Raw genomic sequence first — 16303 nt, forward strand, 5'->3', positions numbered from 1 at the left:
TCTTAAAGAAGAACTGCATTGTTTTTTTTTGTCTTTTATTTAATTGCCTCTGTAATCCAGGGGGCGGGTGTTTGGCCTTTAAGATAATAGCCAAACCATTGCTGTATCCGAAGGGATAAGTCTTTTTGATTGGAGGGATTAAGTAAGGAATGTGGCTCTTTGGGATAGAGCAGCATGACGTGTTTTTTTCCGAGCCTTCGCATGGCCAGGTAAAGCTCCACTGACTGATGCCAATCCACATGATTGTCCTCTTTACCTGTAAAAGAGAGAAGGGGCGTGGTAATCCTATCGGCATACACCAAGGGAGAATTGTCCTTGTAGAGTTCGGGTATTTCATAAGGGGACTGCATCATCCTGAGTTGTCCTTTTTGAAAATAATTCATAGTGGGACGACCTGTTTTCCAATTTACAGTGAAATAATAGCTGGTAAGATCCGTTACTGCAGATCCCGCTACTGCAGCGGCAAACAATCCAGTTTGAGTAATGATATAAGTAGTCTGGTATCCGCCGAAGGAATGTCCCATGAGTCCAATTTTATCTGTATAGACCAGATTTCTGGAAATCACTTCCTTTGTGGCAGCCATGGTGAAATCCAGGGCGGATTGCCCCTCGTGCTGGTCTTTTCGGATAATATCGGGACATAGCACAAAATAGCCCTGACTGGTAAGTACTGTGGGGTTGTAACCGTCTTCGGCCATCATCGATGGATTGATGAATTTATGGAGCTGACTTGCCTGCTCCTCATAAATATGCACAATCATGGGGTATTTTTTTTCAGGATTGTAATGGGCCGGATAATACAGCAGGGACTTTGATTTTTCTCCCTTTTCATTGTAATAAAACAGCAATTCGCTGGTCCCCCAACCGTACTTGGATTGGTGTGGATTACTTTGAAAAACGGTTCTGGCCTTTTTGTTCTCAAGAGATACGACCCTTGGAGATTCATTGAATTTTTGATCCTGGTATATAAAGCTTTTTCCATGGTCTGTAGCCTGTAATTTAGTAAGATAACTGTCCCTATACACTATAGGAATTACCCAGTCAGTATCCTTCCATCTGAAATAGCCAGTCTTTCCATCATCGCCTTTGGCTTGGAGTAAAAGGCCTTTTTCCATCTCGATGAGAGTGTGTGTCCATCCGTTATAATTGGCTAGAAGATCCTGCTCAAATCCTGATCGATTGATCCTGAATTGTATTTTTTGCTCACGGCCATGGGTCATCCGGGTAGCTTTTGACCCATCGGGGGCGATGCGCCATAAATCATACTGGTCATAGAGTATAATTTCCTTGTCTTGTAAGCTCCAGCCGGCCACTCCATAGGGCTCCGCTATACTGGCCATTGATGGCAGTTTAGCGCTAATATTGATGTGCGCTTTGCAGCGCAGATCATAAATCCACCAATTGTTGTCTCTAAAGTAGGTAATGTAATGGCCACTAGGGGAAGGTGTAGGTAATACCTGGGAGGGAACAGTGGGCTGCTTTTCCAAAAGGAGTTCTTTTTTTGCGGTGTTTAGATCCATGATATAAAAATCCCGCGGTCCTTCTAAATCAAATTGAGGCTCATAGCACTGCGCATTGGAGAGAATTGCATACTGCTGATTTCCCCCAAGCATTACCTGGGGCAATTCAGAAGAGGACAGCTCTAGCAATTGATCTGTTAGGGGAAACCATACCGCGAGCGTGCTCTGCTGCTCCAATGGCGGTCTTTTGCGCTCCATGGGATAAATCCACTTGGCATTGGCATTCCAGAGCTCCACCGAAGAATCAGTATCGGGTAAAACAGGATCTTGCCGGACTCCTGTCTTTGGACCTATGCCAAAAAACACCTTGCTGAGATCCTCACTAATGCTAATGGGATATTGATCGCTTCTGAGTGTTTTATCAGCAGGGAAGCCGCTCATTTTCTCGCTGTTCATCTCATAGAGCAAGTGCTTGTCTAGCCTGTAGTAAAAAAGCAGGCTCTTGCAGGACAAGTGAGGATCAGTGGCAAAAAAAGCCAGCGCCTTTGTTTTTTTCTGCCAGGTTGGTGTGGTAAAGGCAAGGCGGCTTTTGCGGATAATCCAGCGCCGGGTATTTTGCTTGGCAAGCTCGAGCAGTGCCAGGGAATTATACCCATCTTCTGTGGTGCTGTAGAGGACTTTATGGCCATCGGGGCTCATGGAAAAACTCATCACGCCTTTTATTTGCTCAGTGGTTTTACCCTTAGCATCCAGCAGGAGCAAATCGGCCTGAGATCCCGTAGACTTTATCATAAGGATTAACTGATCTGAATCAGGCGCATAGGCATATTGGGCAACCGATGGAATATATTGCTGTTTTTGGGTATTGAGATTCAAAAGCAGAAGGCCCTTAGGACTCTCACAGACAAAACGATCCCCTGCGAGGAACTGTCCATTAGAAGCGCCGGGAAAACTATAGATTTTTTTATTGGAGGTATTCTTAACAAATAGCGTATCCTCCCCAGAGGGGTAGATCATGTTAAAACTAACCCAGCGGCCATTGGGCGCTGCCTGGTTTAACTGTAATTCTCCAAAGAGCTTATAATCTGCCTGGGTGAGCTGTTTTTTTTGCACCACCTGCCCCCATAAGGGACAGGTTACTAATGGCAAAATAAAAATAAAAAAACAAATTAAAGCTAAAATTAAAGAGAGTGATATGGAGAAATTGGCCTGTTTTTTAGTGATATAATTCATGGCATTGTAATTCTGGGATTAATAGCCCTTGTTTTGGGGCAGCAGTTTTGGATTCAGGCTCAGTTCGGCCTGTGGAAGGGGAAAAAGAACATCGGTGCTGTTCCATCCGGATTTTACACCTGATAATACCTTATCCAGGTTTCCTGAGCGCTTAAGGTCAAAGAAACGGTGTCCGTATTCGGTAAAGAATTCCCATCTTCTTTCCCCCTGGATGGCCTCCAGGAGTTCTTCGGAGCTAAGAGCAGAGGTATCTGCAAGACCAGCGCGATGACGGATTTCGTTGAGATCTTCCCTGCTCCCGATAATATCCCCTTGATGGGCCCGGGCCTCTGCGCGGATCAGGTATTGCTCGGCCAGGCGCAGTACTATGGAATACTCTACAGAGGAAGCAGTAGCATTGTTTTGTTTGTATTTAAAGGCATGATACCATGCAGAAGTACCTTTTGATACGCGTGCTGTCCAGTGGGTTTTGCGAAGATCATCGGTCCCGAAGGAATCCATAAGCGCAGGGCTTAAGGATACCGAAGCAGGAGGCCCGGTAAAGAAAATAAAAGTGATGGCCTGATCTGTATTTTTACCCGCCGGGGAGGGCTGGAGTTGCCAGATGGTTTCTTTGGAGTCCTTTAAAAAAACCGTATAAATTCCTTCTAGCCTATACAGGCCTGTCTCATTGAGTACCGCAGAGGCGCTATTGGCCGCCTCGGCCCAGCGTCCCCCATACAGGTATACCCTTGCCTGCAGGGCAAAAACAGCGGTTCGCTGGACACGCACCCGGGTATCGTTTAAAGGCGTAGGGGGCAATAACAGCGCCGCATCGCTCAAATCAGTCTCTACCAGTCTGTATATATCCTCCACAGAAAGCTTGCCGATGGAGCTGTTGGTTTTATAATCGGTGGTGGTCACATAAGGCAGATCACCAAAGAGATTTACCAGATAAAAATGCAGCAATGCCCGAATAAAAAGTGCTTCCCCCGCGAGTTGCTTTTTTTCGGCTGTAGAGAGCCCGGAAGAATTCCTGCTGCCTTCCAGTATAGCATTTGCTGCATAAATCTGATTGTAGGTAAAATTCCAAAGCTGCGCTATGGCTGTATTGGTGGCTAATAATGAGTTGTTGTAAAAATAAAGGGTCGGATCTGTAGCACTTCCAAAATAGGTAAGTTCATCGGTGTAATTGCCCAGCTGGTTACAAAGTCCCGAACTGTTGCCTGTCAGGAGTCCTGCATCCCTTATTTTGGCATAAAGATCGGCAAGGGCAGCATCAGCAGTCTGGTAATTCTCAAAGACCGTTTTATTGGTCAGCTGGGATTTTGGAAGATCAACCTCTACAAAGGAATCACAAGATACAAGCAGTAGGGTAGCAGTTGCACATAAAATGGCAAGACTGGTACTTCGCAAGTGAAAAGGTATAAGTGTTATTGTTTTCATGATAGTTGCGTTAAAAAGTGAATTGAACCCCTGCGGTGATTACCCTAAGGGGAGGAAGAGAACCAAAGCTTGTAAATTCAGGATCTCCGTCTCTGTAGCCGGTAAAGGTCAAAAGGTTCTGCCCTTGAATCATCAGCCTGCACTTGGTCTGTTTTAAAGGAAGATCATACCAGAGAGAAATGTTCTTAAGCCGGATAAAGGAAGCATCACTTATAGAGGCGGTACTCTCGCTGTAGAGACTCCCCGCGGTAAGGGCATCAAAGTTGTATCCGGCGGTCTGGATCTGATAGGGCCCAAGATCACCGGGCTGTTGCCAGGCGTGCTGAGTTACCTCTGGCTGGTTGTACATCTCCCCTGTAGCCCCCACTGGGTAATTAACATTTTTTTGTTTGACAAACTGAAAAAGAAAATCAAGGCTCCATCCCTTGTAGGAAAGCTGATTTTGCAACCCTCCATAGTACTGGGGATTAAGGTCCATAACAATTTGCTTGTCATCGGGAAAAGAAATTTTCCCATCGTTATTGATATCCCGGAACTGATACAGGCCCGTTTTGGGATCAATACCGGTATATTCATATAAAAGGGTGATATTCAAAGGCGCATTGAGGCGGTATTTTTCACTATAGGTTGATCCTTCAAGTCCCGGGAAACGAAGGAGCTTGTTGCGCGAAAAACTAAGGTTAAGACTCGAGGTCCACCCAAAGGCCCCTTTGCTGAGATTCACAGTGCGAAGGGTAAATTCCCACCCGGCGTTTTGAACCGTGGCCTCAAGGTTGGATTGCAGGGAGGAGAAACCTGTGGTGCCGGGCATAGGGATCCCCACGAGTTGATTGGAAGACCGGTTGCGGTACCAGGCTGCTGTAAAAAAGATCCTGTCCTGCAAAAATCCGGTCTCCAGGGCTAGCTCGAGTTTTCGATTGGTCTCCCAGGCAAAGTTGGGATTATAAAGTCGCGAGGGCGCCAGGCCACTTTTCCCGCCATATAATACTCCCGAAGTGGCATAGGTATCCAGGAACTGGTAGTCCCCAATCTGGTCACTTCCCGTGGTACCATAACTGCCTCGCAGCTTGCCAAAGGAAAGCCAGGAGAACTCAGTAAGAAAAGATTCTTTTGAGAAAAGCCATGCAGCGCCAATAGCGCCAAAAGTGGCAAATTGGTTCCCGGGGCCAAAACGGCTTGAGCCATCACGCCTTGCTGTTAGATTTACGATATAGCGCTCTTTCCAATTGTAATTCAGTCGTCCAAAAAAAGCCTGGTATTTGTACAGTATGGCATTATCGGTGAGTATCTTTATTCTGGAGGCTGCCGCTAAGTTGTAGATAAGGCTGTTGGAACTGAACCCGGTGCCGGACTCCACAAGCTGCGCGGTGGACTGCTGTTGGAAAGTACCACCCAGCAATAGTCCTAATTTGTGATTCCCTATTGCTCTTTCCCAGTTGAGCTGAGGCTCGATAATCCAGGAATTACGGCTGGTACTGCCCAAAATAAGGCTGGAGGAGGAGCTCCCCACATGAAAGGCCGGATCATAAATAGTGGAAGGGTTCAGGCGTGTTTCCCCGTGGCGCAGATTGGTATAGCCCATGCTGGTTTTAAGCAAAAGTCCTGGAAGCACTTCATAGGAGAGCATTGTATTGGCCAGAAAATCATGGGTTTTGGATTCGAACTTGGCAGGGAGATTGCGAAGGGGATTCTGCCAGGTGCTGTTGGCCCAGTTCAGGGTACCGTCAGGATTGTAAAGCTCTGGCGCGTTAGGGGCAATAGTGCGCGCTTCAGTGGTGAGATCAAAAGAGGGCTGGTCATTGTCCTGCAGGGTATAGCCGGCAGAGAACTGTATTTTGAATTTCTGATCCTCTGACTGGTGATTCATATTAAACTGACCTCCGCCTTTTTTGTATAGAAAATCTCCCGGAAAAACAGTAGACTCGCTGTGGTAGTTGCCACTTAAATAGAAGTTGGTATTGGCAGATCCCCCAGATACGCTACCCTGCATATCAGTAAAAAGAGAAGTACCACCCAGGAGTTCTTTCTGCCAGTTGGTATTGCGGTTCTGGTCCCAGGTGCCGTTAATGTCATAGGCCGACTCCGGATAATCAGTAATACCGTCATTGGCAAAGGCACGCCGGCGCATGGCCAGGTATTGATTTGTATCCATCATTTTAACAAACTGGGTCACCTTGCCCGCGCCGCTCGAAGCGCTTAGGGTAAATTTGGTTTTACCTTTTTGTCCTTTCTTGGTGGTGATCAGCACCACCCCGTTAGCCCCTCGTGAGCCGTAGATAGAAGTGGCATCGGCATCTTTGAGAACTTCAATACTTTGGATCTGCTCGGGATTGATACCGTTAAGGGCTCCGGTGGCATAGGGAAATAGGGTAGAGATCTGCGCGCTACCAATAGGATCCGAAGCATAAGGCACCCCGTCTATAATATACAGTGGCGCATTGCCTTCGGCGCGCAGGGAGTTCTGTCCTCGGATTTTGATCTCAAAATTACCTCCGGGAATCCCTGTGGTCTGGGTGATACTTACCCCGGCCATTCTGCCTTGCATGGCAGCGAGCACATTGGTTACGGGCTGTATGTCAATATCCTTGGAAGTGATGGAAGAAATACTTCCGGTACGCTCGCTTTGTTTGGTGGAATAATATCCGGCATTCACCCGGACTTCCTGCAGGGTAGTGGTATCAAAACCAAGTTTTACATTCACTGTTGTTCTTCCATTCACGGGAACCAGGGCTGTTTTAAAACCCATAAAAGAAACAACGAGCGTATCTGAAGGGGAGACCAAAAGGGAATACTGACCTGTAAAATCTGATATGGTTGAGGATTTGAGTTTGTTCTTAATGGCAATAGTGACGCCCGGTAATGGGCTTGCACCATCGGTGATAGTGCCCTGAACTTGATGTTGTTGAAAAAAAGAAGGGCTGCGCCGTTCTATGGAACTTGCGGATACAGGGGGAAAAGACAAGAAGAAAACCAGAAAAATTAGGCAATAAAAAGCTTTCCCATCCTTGTAAAATGAAAAATTATTCATAATATTGGATTGGTTAGTTTAAACAATAGTTAGATTAGCTACGGTCCTCTATGGTTGTTTGGCGACGAAAATAGAGGGCCATTTTTTATGCATTAAGTAAACGTCTTAATAGTCATAAGGAAGTTGTTTGTTTCTACATGAGTAAACGCATTAAAAGGTTAAACTTTTATTGTATTGCGATATCATGTAAATAAAGAAATAAAGCGCTAAGAATTTAAGAAGAGGATTGTTGGCCTAATAAAAAGGCGCGGAACTCATCTTATCGAACGGAGGTACTGGTATACCAAGCAACAATAAGTGAGCCCACGCCAAAAGACGTGAGCATCTTACTTATCATCTCGTTGCTAAAATTACCAGTTTTCCGTTCGAGATTCAAAGCGAATGCTTCAATATTTTTTTGAAGAGTCGCAAAAATACGATCCTTGTGGGATCATATGCAAATATAAAGTAAAATATTTAATTGTTCGTGATCGCGAACACTTTTTTTATAAGCTTTAGCTTAATTTGTTTTAATGCAAACAAATATAATTGTAGAAATGAGTGCTAAAAATGAAGATATACAAAGGAATATGCTTGTTAATAAATACATCTGCAATTACATTTCAAAACGATGGATTGTAAATCGGATTGATGAAAATGGCAAAGAAGTAACTAAAAGACAATATGCTAAAGAATGTAATTTAGCTACTTCAACAATCACTAAGCTGCAAAAAACAGATGGATATAATATTCCTTTTGCAACAATAAATAGCATTTGTAATAAGGAGAAGATAGTATTATCAACTTTCTTTTCTGACTTCGAAAAAGAATATGGGATATCAATAATTGACAAATATATAGACAAAAAATAAAATAATTGACACCTAATTTATTTGGATAATGGTGAAATTGTCTTTAGGTATGTTTATTCTAAGTCTATAAGGTAGAGGGCCTGAGTTGTTTAAAAGCTACTAATACTAAAGAAAATTTCAACGGTTTATTATTTTTTCACGACGTTGTTTAGAATATATTTTTGTTAAGACTCACTATCTACGTGATCAAATATTATAATAATTATGTATTTATACAGATGTTGAAAGGTGGGATACAATTATTAAATAGTATAGCTCTGGCCGGATTTCTTCCTTGTTTATATAGAAATACTATCAAAAATTAAATGATAGGAGAAATTATAATTTAAATGCCTTTATTAAATTCAAGTTCTCTTGTTTTTTAATTATTTACTACAATTAATTTCGAAACCGGAAGGTTTTAGATTTTTTTGTTTTTTGGGCCGGTTTATAAATTGTTGCTTTAGTAAAAGTTTTTAATAAGCAATATTCTTCAATTGATTTCACACTGTATTTTTCACCTAAAGCATTTTCATTAAAAACATTATGTGTTTTATGATCGATATATGTAATACTCTGCAGTATACCGTGTCTATTTTTTGTGAGAATAGTATTGATGCCCGCTTTTTCCAATTGTATCGTAAAATCGCTTAGCGATACATGTTTTGTTTTTAAGAGTACTTTCTCAATGCTCAATTTAAGGGATGTTATATCTGATGATTGTCTAATTGTATTGCTTTGGAATTTTTCTTCTAAAAATTTCAAAGTTGGCTGTAAATAAAAATTACTCGCCTTGATTGGAACCCCCACTGTATTTCCTTTTTCATCCAGTATTCGATATAGCAATCCTTTTGATGTAAACATTTTAGAACACTCCTTTCCAGGGTCAGCCATAACATTATACTGTCTAAGTACTGCATTAAACTCCTGAAGATTGCAATATTTATAAGTATTCAGAACCCTATTCAGAACATTACTAATTGATTTCATCGATGCTATTTTACCGTATCTTACTTTAGAAGTTGGTATTGGATCTAACGAAAATGCTTCTTTATTTTTTCTTCCCTCGGCTCTGACAAGTCTAAAAACTTTTTCTATTTCTTTTCGTGCTGGTTCTGATTTTTTTATAGCTAAAAGATGTAAATCTATTCTTTTTCCATCCCGTTGAATATTAGTAGTAATAAGGTGCAGATGCGGGTGTCCTGCATCGTGATGCTGATATATTAAATAGGGCTGTTTGCTAAAGCCTATTTTTTCCATATAAGTATCTGCAACTTCAATTAAGACTTCTTTAGAGAGGTTATCTAACGGATGAAAGTTTAAAGAAATATGGACGGTATTCCTTTTTGTAATTTCATTCAGTTTTGCGCGATTCAAAAAGCGATTCATTTTTAATTTGAAAGTCAGTTTTTCTAATTCTAATGGGAAATTAGCCGCCTTAATGCACTCACCAGCCCCAGTTTTGACTTTATTTTCATTATAGGTCAGAATGCTGGCTATCGAATGGCTCATTTTTATAATTGTAACCATTGTTCAGCAATTTTTTGATTGTGGTTTCTGATCTCTTCTATTTTGCTAAAAAGGATTTTTTTTTCAAGATCGAGTATGGAAAGCTCTTGCTTAATTTCAAAGCAGGAGTCTGCTGTATTGATATTTTTTGCTATTTGATTAATATTTTTTCCAATAGCATTTAATTCATTGTTTAACACGATTGTTTCTTCCATCAAATCATCTAAAGATCGATTTCGGTAAGTGGTTACAATTGGTTTATTAAATAAATGTTTTCGAATGAATTCACTTAAGCCGCGGCATGTACTTACTGTAAACTTGCCTTTAAGTTGACTGTATTCTTGCATTGTAAATCGCACTGTTACATTGCGATTTCTGTTTGATTTTTCTTTTCTCATCATCTTTCATTTTCATTATTATCAAAATTTTATTTTATTGTGTCTGTTGTCAAGTTGCCCTTTTCCGAGATATAATAGAAAAATAGTTGGAAGGATATGTATAGATACTTGACACTGGTAAGAGCGTTATGATCTCAGGTTAAATAAAACTAAAACGAATTTATAAATAAAAATGCAGATATGAAATCCTCATCATTTTTTGATTGGGATCGAGATGATTGATTCAGAAACCTTGAATCTATTTGTAGTGAAAAATAAATATGATTTGGTTAAGTTAATCGAGATTTAATTAACATTTTCCTTGTGAAGTCTGATCATTTCATAGAATTGATTTTCAAATCTTTCAGTTCTCCATATTTTTTCCTGCTCTTTTTTTTCCTCAATCTGTCTTTCTAAATTGCTATTGTATTGAATAAGCTGTTCTTTTGTTTCCTTTTCCTGATTTTTTAGAGTTTTAGTAAACTGATTTCTTTGCTCTAAGTTGGCTTTATATTGGATGTAAAATGCCAAGAAAGTTAAAATGGCCCCTGCTAATGCTATAAAGGGACCAGCTATACCATTTATAGTATCTCCAATAGCTCGCTTTTTATTGTAATCAACAAAAGATATACTTTCTCTTGTTAACAGCCAGGGAAGAAAAATTACCGATATAAAACCTATAATTAATATGATATATAATCCTGTTTTTAAATAGCCTTTTTCCTTTTGTTCAATATTTTTCCAAATTTCTTTTAAATCTTCAAACATAATTTTTATTAATTATAAATTACTTTAATTAGCAACTCTATCACTTAAAATATGTCATGCTAAAATCACTCAATTAAGAATTTTTGCATTGTACTTTACGTCTAAAAAATGTAATGCATTTATAGTGCAGAGATGCCATTATGATAGGTCTTTATTTCGATCTTTTTTAACACCTTCCAAAAAATCTTTTTTAGCCGCAATAACTATTGAGCACATATTTTTATGATAAATAAGAGCTGCAACCACGCAAATGCAGTTCTCTATATCTCCATTGTCTTCAAGATAGTCGGAATCTGTACGATTCATGGTTCTAATATTATACATAAATATATCTTCATGACCTGAAACTAAAAAATCATTTTCTCTTATTACATAATCATAAAATAATCGACCAATTCCCATAAGTTTTTCGTTCTCCTCATCTCCTTCAGCAATTATTTCAACTTCAAATTCTTTTGGTAATGGTTTTTTATATTTATTATAAAAAATTCCCTTAAAGTTTTTTATGTGTAATTTTTTTAAATCATCATAACTGAAGTCAACAGCCATTACTTTATCACCTGCGAAAAATAATCTGTCAGCCCAGCTTTTTCGACGTATTATGGACTTAACTGATTTTCTAGTCAATTCAGTTTGATTATCATCATTATTGTTCATTACGCCAATAGCATCTCGTATTTCTTGGTCAATTTGAGAGTATTGATTGTTACAGTCAAAACATGCTGGCACGACTAATCTGTTAACTTTAAACTCATCTCCGTAACCAGCAAATAAATTTTGAGCTGGAATGTGTTCACGTGTAATATTTTCCTCTGGGAAATCATTTCCACAATTGTAGCATATTGGCATCTTTAAAATATTAGTTTTGTAAATTAGACATAGCGGGTTGTAGGTTTAAGATAAAATCTTTTAATTTAAAATTTGGCATTTTTGCTTAAAGAGCTGTAATAAGTCGAGTTGCTAACCTTCCAAATCTCTTTTGAATTGATTTTTGTAATAGTCGACTTGGACATCATAATCTATTGGTTTATAACCTAAATTCATTTCAATAATAATTTCTTCTTCTATTTTTTCAATCAGCATAGACATTTCTTTAGGATTTGGAATTATTACATTTGCTTCTTTTTTTCTCATTACTCCGCCATTTGAATGTACATACATATACATATTGTAAAAGACGTCTGAAATTGTATGCAACTTGATTTTTAAATTATTTGAATTTGTGAGATAAGCATTAGATAGGATTTTTAGTCTTGCAATTTTACTTGTGACAATTTCTCGGTTATTTATTTCTATAAAGTGTATTTGCTGCTTCATAGTTTTTCTCATCTCTTTCGTAATTTCATTACTTGTTTCAAGTGAGTTTAGATTTTTTTCTATACCGTGAAAAAGGGAAAAGAGGATTCGATAGTAACCAATTATAAATTGAAGTATTTCTAAAATTTCTTCAAGTTTAGCCAGTCTTAATTGTCGTTTCAGATTTTTTCTAGTCATTACAATCGTGATTATTGAAATTGTAATAGCAATTAATGAAATTAACATTGTAATGATTTTAAAAGATTCAGCTTCCATAAGTTTCTTTTTTAGAAAAATGTTGATTTGATTTTTGTTAACGTTCCTTTGCAGGAATAGGCGTGAGGTTAAATTAAGTCTTATCTTAGGATTTGCTCAAACACCCCAAATACAAAACACTTTTAAATTATGTTAAATGCCTAAATCTCTTATACCATGTATTATATTGCGTTATATCTTATTATTTTAAATATCTCTGCTTTTAGCTCTTCTATATTTTGTTTTTCTAATAAAGTGTCTAATTGTTCTAAATATGACTCATCTGTACAGCTTACATATTTTTGAGCTTGCTTATATACAACGGCGTCAACAAGCATTCTTAAATATGGAGGAAAGTCGCTTGTACGGTTTGCTTTAATAAATAATCTATTACCTGACAGCGGGAATAAATAGTCGTCTTGATAGACTTTAGGATTTTCGCTTTGAAATACTACTGGATTGTCAGAACATAGAAAAGGAAAATTTTCATGATTTTGAACTATTGAATACGGTGTTGTACAATTAACTCCACGAATTGAATCCATCAAGGAGTTATAGTATTTAAAACCTTTCATGAACTCTGGATTATTTTTAAATTCCTCTTCTGTCACTTTCTGTCGTTCCCCACTTTTATTTACAATCTTTAAGCCTAAACTTCCTAAGTCAGTATTTTGTAAAATTTCTTTCAAATCATTTGTTCGATGTGGTAATCTCCAATACATGAGGCTTACAAAGTGATTGATTCGTGGCATCTCTTCTTCAGTTACATTATAATTTGTTGTGTAATCTGAATTAGTAATTCTTTTAATTAAAGTCGCCATTTCATTGTCAAAATCCGAATAGCTAGACTCTATATAATCATTTTTTTTATCTCCAAATATTACAGTATTAGCGTTTTTTTCGAAAAAGAAAGATTCTGGTGAAAATTCTTTTCCATTTTTTAGAAAACGTTTTTCTTGAACATTAAAGATTTTTAAAAATCCAGATTGCTTAGTAAAACCTTTGAGATAAAAAATAGGTAAATAATGATGTCTCCAGGAAATATTATTCATTTGCACATAGATTATAAAAATGAATGTAGCGTTTTTTCACTTGGTAATTTTTCTATTCTTCAATATATGTTTTATTTCCATATTTGTCTAAATACAGAAGTTTCATTTCGCTTGTTGGAATATAGCCTTCAATATTCTTATCGTAATTTTCTCCGTGATAATAGATGTCATAAAATCCATCTTTTTCCTCTCCAATGTCAAAAACATCACCTTTAATTAGATACATTTTTATTTTGGTAGAATAATCACTTTTTTTATAGATATAGCTTTTTTCAGTTATTATTTCTCCTGAATTTGCACTTATATCAGTATCTTCTCTTTTTACAGTTGAAATTTCTTTATCGTTCGAAGCATCTTGGCTCAAATTTTCCGCCCCTTCATTTTTACTTGCTTGTTTATTCATTGCATTTTGTATCATTTTGTAATTCATAAAAATGCTTTGTAATTCTTCAACAGGTACAATTCCCTCAACAAGAAGTTGGTTGTCTTTTTTTATTTTTTGAAGTGTGTATTTGTAATCTAATTGTTTTGTCATCATTTCATTTATGACAGAAATTATCAAATTTCCTCTGCTCTTTTCTTTCAATGTTTTTATCAATTCTTCAGAGAACTTAAACGAAATCTGCGTAGCACAATCGCATTTTTTTAAATCTTCATCTTTATCTGTTGGTCTTACGTTTACAAGCTCAATATTTTCATTAACAAATTTATCAATACTTTCATCATCTTCTACACCTAACATTGCAAAAGCCATTCCTGAATTCTTTTTCATTTCTTGAGTGATCAGGTCTTTTGCTAACTTTATTGCTTCTTCATTGTCAAATCTGGTTGATTTGAACAGCTGGAAAAAATTAGTAATAATATTATTGATAGTAGAGTAAATTTAATTTTCATTTCTTATTTTGTTTTACTTTGTTTTTTACACATTTTTGATTTGCTTTTTGCTAATGTTTCGCGACTTTTTGAACTTTATCATCACTGAGTTCTTTCGTTTAAGATAAAATTTAAAAAAAAATTTAAACCTAAATTTTCCATACAAATTTCAATCTTGCAAAACGGCCCTTATAAATCGTTTTAATATTCATTTATAGTAAATTCAGAACTGCATCTCTTCCAAAATAGTCCATTTGAAGCATTACTTTTTAATCTATCTATTTCGTAAATACCTTTAAATTTATATCCAACATTTCCTAGTACATCTTTGTTATAAAAAAATACAATTCGTAATTCAGTAGTTTTTATTATATTATTAAAATGACTACTTCGTTTCACATTATCAAAATGTGATTCATTAATAATATTATCATTATCACTAAAAATATTTAACCAACCACTTCGACTTTTTTCAGCTGGCCACCAAATTATAAAGTTTTTTTTTCGGATGTTTGATTGCACCTTGTCTTAAAAATCCACGTTTTGTTTTTGAAAAGTCTGCATCAAAAAGATGACAAATGTCTTCAATACTTTTAAATATAATTTCATCTACTTCGTGAATTTTCTTTTTAGATTTCCAATAATTAGGATTTTGTTCACGTTCTGGTTGCCAAGGTTTGAATGTTCCATTTTGTTTTTGACTTTCAGTTTCTTCTCTAATAAGGTTTACTATAGAATCTATGTCATTGTGAATTTTTGAAAGATCATTTCTACAATCGATAACAAAAAGACAATGTCCGGTTTTTTCTTCAATTTCGTTTTTTCTAATTTCATCTGCAATTATTCTCTCAGGGGAATCATAATGTGCAGGTTCGTTAACTTCTATATGGATTTTAAATTGCGGAAGATAGACATCTGTTAAAGCATATTTTTCAATGTGACGGTTTACATATTGTTGCGGAACGAATTTTATTTCGTCATTATCCAATTTATGCCATAATCTTGTTAGACAGTAATTTTCTAAAGCTTTAAAACTCGTTTTTTGAAGTAGTCTGGAAATATATTCAACTTTTGGATTCATTTTGTTATTTTTTTTGCTCGGAAAGGTAGTTTATGATGGTTTATGCCTTGAAGATGTAGTGGATGAAGGAACGCTAAATTTTCGGTTAATGACTATCACAAGTAAAAAAGCAATTTGAAATAAAGCCAAATCCTAAAATATTATCAAACGAAGTTTAGTGGGCTGTGGTTCTTTGTCGTGTTGTCAAATTTGCCATTGCTTTATTGCCCAATCTGAGGAATTATAATGGCTGTATCCAGAAATTTTCTACTAGATTTTTGTCCAAATTTTTTTTGAATTGCTATTTCACTTGTCAAATTGAGGTTTTCATATGTTGTTTGTAAACTGTCAATTTCGGTTTGGTCCAAAGTAACTTTACTTGTTAAAATGCCAAGCATTTGGTTGTTAAAATAGTCAATATTTTGTTGCTGCTCCTTAGTTAATGCTGTCATATTCTGAAGTCTTACTTTGTGAAGTAAAAAATGGCTATTATCTGAAACATAACGGTTGTCAAACGAGACGAAGATTACTACTGCTGATGATTCAATTGGTCCGCAGGAATGTATATACAACTTAGCTTTTTTGTTACTAGGTAAATTTGTAATGAACTTATAGAATTCTAATGCTTGAAATATTTCTCCACCGGGACTCCCAAACATAATATGAACTTCCTCACTACCGCTGTCTAAAGCCATAGATATTTGGATTTCAAGTCCAAGTCTATTTAGTTTGTTAATTCTATTTCCGCAAAATATTATTTCTGTCGTCATATTCTTATGTTTTTATAGGTAGATTACTATAATCACTAATATTTGTTTGTTTGGCTGTATCGCAGATTAAGGAAATCTAAACTTTTGTTTATAGTAGTTTACCAAGTATATAGCCTGCTTCAAATTAAGTCTAAACCCGCCATATTTTCAAACTGGGATTATATGCAGTTTTTATAAATATTCTGTATTGGTTCTATAAAAAGTTTTATCTTTTCATTATCAATCTCCTTCAAATCGTCAATTAGTATGCTGTAATGAGATTTGTGTAGTTTTAACTTACCAATAGATAATGCAAATAAAAACTCTAATATAGCTTCGCCTTGATATTCATTTTTATGCTTTATAATTGTTTTTAAGAGTGTATACA

15 protein-coding genes are annotated in these 16303 nt (G+C 36.8%); 1 reads left to right on the forward strand and 14 read right to left on the reverse strand.

Translation table 11 applies throughout. The features are described from left to right. Positions 1–35: 35 nt before the first annotated feature. From FLACOL7796_RS01300 to FLACOL7796_RS01310, 3 genes are read right to left on the reverse strand one after another with little or no spacing between them, the layout of a single operon-like run. Positions 36–2693, reverse strand: a complete 2658-nt coding sequence (locus FLACOL7796_RS01300) for a S9 family peptidase (protein ID WP_173969021.1) — start codon at positions 2691–2693, stop codon at positions 36–38. 18 nt (positions 2694–2711) lie between these two features. Beyond that, positions 2712–4118, reverse strand: a complete 1407-nt coding sequence (locus FLACOL7796_RS01305) for a RagB/SusD family nutrient uptake outer membrane protein (RefSeq protein ID WP_173969023.1) — start codon at positions 4116–4118, stop codon at positions 2712–2714. Between the two features lie 10 nt (positions 4119–4128). After that, complete coding sequence (locus FLACOL7796_RS01310) at positions 4129–7146, reverse strand: SusC/RagA family TonB-linked outer membrane protein (RefSeq protein ID WP_173969025.1); 3018 nt, start codon at positions 7144–7146, stop codon at positions 4129–4131. 512 nt (positions 7147–7658) lie between these two features. Here FLACOL7796_RS01310 and FLACOL7796_RS01315 point away from each other — a divergent pair. Further along, positions 7659–7997, forward strand: coding sequence for a hypothetical protein (locus tag FLACOL7796_RS01315; protein WP_173969027.1), 339 nt, complete (start codon positions 7659–7661; stop codon positions 7995–7997). Positions 7998–8375: 378 nt separating this feature from the next. On the opposite strand, the gene FLACOL7796_RS01320 is transcribed toward FLACOL7796_RS01315, so the two are convergent. From FLACOL7796_RS01320 to FLACOL7796_RS24620, 11 genes are all read right to left on the reverse strand, one after another. After that, entirely contained in the window at positions 8376–9506 is a 1131-nt protein-coding gene (locus FLACOL7796_RS01320; protein ID WP_173969028.1) for a relaxase/mobilization nuclease domain-containing protein, read from the reverse strand. Then, positions 9491–9883, reverse strand: a complete 393-nt coding sequence (locus FLACOL7796_RS01325; RefSeq protein WP_232067265.1) for a plasmid mobilization protein — start codon at positions 9881–9883, stop codon at positions 9491–9493. Before FLACOL7796_RS01325 ends, FLACOL7796_RS01320 begins: the two co-directional genes overlap by 16 nt. Positions 9884–10168: 285 nt before the next feature. Then, on the reverse strand, positions 10169–10630 hold the full coding sequence (locus FLACOL7796_RS01330) for a hypothetical protein (protein ID WP_173969033.1): 462 nt from the start codon (positions 10628–10630) through the stop codon (positions 10169–10171). Positions 10631–10768: 138 nt separating this feature from the next. After that, entirely contained in the window at positions 10769–11479 is a 711-nt protein-coding gene (locus FLACOL7796_RS01335) for an HNH endonuclease (RefSeq protein WP_173969034.1), read from the reverse strand. Positions 11480–11590: 111 nt separating this feature from the next. After that, entirely contained in the window at positions 11591–12202 is a 612-nt protein-coding gene (locus FLACOL7796_RS01340) for a hypothetical protein (RefSeq protein ID WP_173969036.1), read from the reverse strand. A gap of 161 nt (positions 12203–12363) precedes the next feature. Beyond that, positions 12364–13233 carry a DUF4238 domain-containing protein gene (locus FLACOL7796_RS01345; RefSeq protein ID WP_173969038.1) on the reverse strand — a complete coding sequence of 290 codons (870 nt, stop codon included), beginning with the start codon at positions 13231–13233 and terminating at the stop codon, positions 12364–12366. Between the two features lie 52 nt (positions 13234–13285). Further along, positions 13286–14005, reverse strand: coding sequence for a hypothetical protein (locus FLACOL7796_RS01350; protein WP_173969040.1), 720 nt, complete (start codon positions 14003–14005; stop codon positions 13286–13288). A 302-nt stretch (positions 14006–14307) separates the two neighbouring features. Then, positions 14308–14628, reverse strand: coding sequence for a hypothetical protein (locus FLACOL7796_RS24870; protein WP_173969042.1), 321 nt, complete (start codon positions 14626–14628; stop codon positions 14308–14310). Beyond that, complete coding sequence (locus FLACOL7796_RS01360) at positions 14579–15187, reverse strand: AbaSI family restriction endonuclease (protein WP_173969044.1); 609 nt, start codon at positions 15185–15187, stop codon at positions 14579–14581. The genes FLACOL7796_RS24870 and FLACOL7796_RS01360 overlap by 50 nt, the downstream gene beginning before the upstream one ends. Positions 15188–15387: 200 nt before the next feature. Continuing rightward, the gene (locus tag FLACOL7796_RS01365; protein ID WP_173969046.1) at positions 15388–15936 is read right to left on the reverse strand and encodes an ATP-dependent Clp protease proteolytic subunit; all 549 of its coding nucleotides are present in this window, start codon (positions 15934–15936) and stop codon (positions 15388–15390) included. Positions 15937–16094: 158 nt separating this feature from the next. Then, positions 16095–16303: hypothetical protein (locus FLACOL7796_RS24620; protein ID WP_232067266.1), on the reverse strand; the 209-nt coding region annotated here is incomplete at its 5' end.

This window comes from Flavobacterium bizetiae (assembly GCF_902804475.1).
Classification (GTDB): Bacteria; Bacteroidota; Bacteroidia; order Flavobacteriales; family Flavobacteriaceae; genus Flavobacterium; species Flavobacterium bizetiae.

Excerpts from the sequence above, each read along its gene's own strand:
- FLACOL7796_RS01300 (WP_173969021.1), bottom strand. The coding sequence starts at position 2,693 with ATGAATTATATCACTAAAAAACAGGCCAATTTCTCCATATCACTCTCT.
- FLACOL7796_RS01305 (WP_173969023.1), bottom strand. The coding sequence starts at position 4,118 with ATGAAAACAATAACACTTATACCTTTTCACTTGCGAAGTACCAGTCTT.
- FLACOL7796_RS01310 (WP_173969025.1), bottom strand. The coding sequence starts at position 7,146 with ATGAATAATTTTTCATTTTACAAGGATGGGAAAGCTTTTTATTGCCTA.
- FLACOL7796_RS01315 (WP_173969027.1), top strand. The coding sequence starts at position 7,659 with ATGCAAACAAATATAATTGTAGAAATGAGTGCTAAAAATGAAGATATA.
- FLACOL7796_RS01320 (WP_173969028.1), bottom strand. The coding sequence starts at position 9,506 with ATGGTTACAATTATAAAAATGAGCCATTCGATAGCCAGCATTCTGACC.
- FLACOL7796_RS01325 (WP_232067265.1), bottom strand. The coding sequence starts at position 9,883 with ATGAGAAAAGAAAAATCAAACAGAAATCGCAATGTAACAGTGCGATTT.
- FLACOL7796_RS01330 (WP_173969033.1), bottom strand. The coding sequence starts at position 10,630 with ATGTTTGAAGATTTAAAAGAAATTTGGAAAAATATTGAACAAAAGGAA.
- FLACOL7796_RS01335 (WP_173969034.1), bottom strand. The coding sequence starts at position 11,479 with ATGCCAATATGCTACAATTGTGGAAATGATTTCCCAGAGGAAAATATT.
- FLACOL7796_RS01340 (WP_173969036.1), bottom strand. The coding sequence starts at position 12,202 with ATGGAAGCTGAATCTTTTAAAATCATTACAATGTTAATTTCATTAATT.
- FLACOL7796_RS01345 (WP_173969038.1), bottom strand. The coding sequence starts at position 13,233 with ATGAATAATATTTCCTGGAGACATCATTATTTACCTATTTTTTATCTC.
- FLACOL7796_RS01350 (WP_173969040.1), bottom strand. The coding sequence starts at position 14,005 with ATGAAAAAGAATTCAGGAATGGCTTTTGCAATGTTAGGTGTAGAAGAT.
- FLACOL7796_RS01360 (WP_173969044.1), bottom strand. The coding sequence starts at position 15,187 with ATGAATCCAAAAGTTGAATATATTTCCAGACTACTTCAAAAAACGAGT.
- FLACOL7796_RS01365 (WP_173969046.1), bottom strand. The coding sequence starts at position 15,936 with ATGACGACAGAAATAATATTTTGCGGAAATAGAATTAACAAACTAAAT.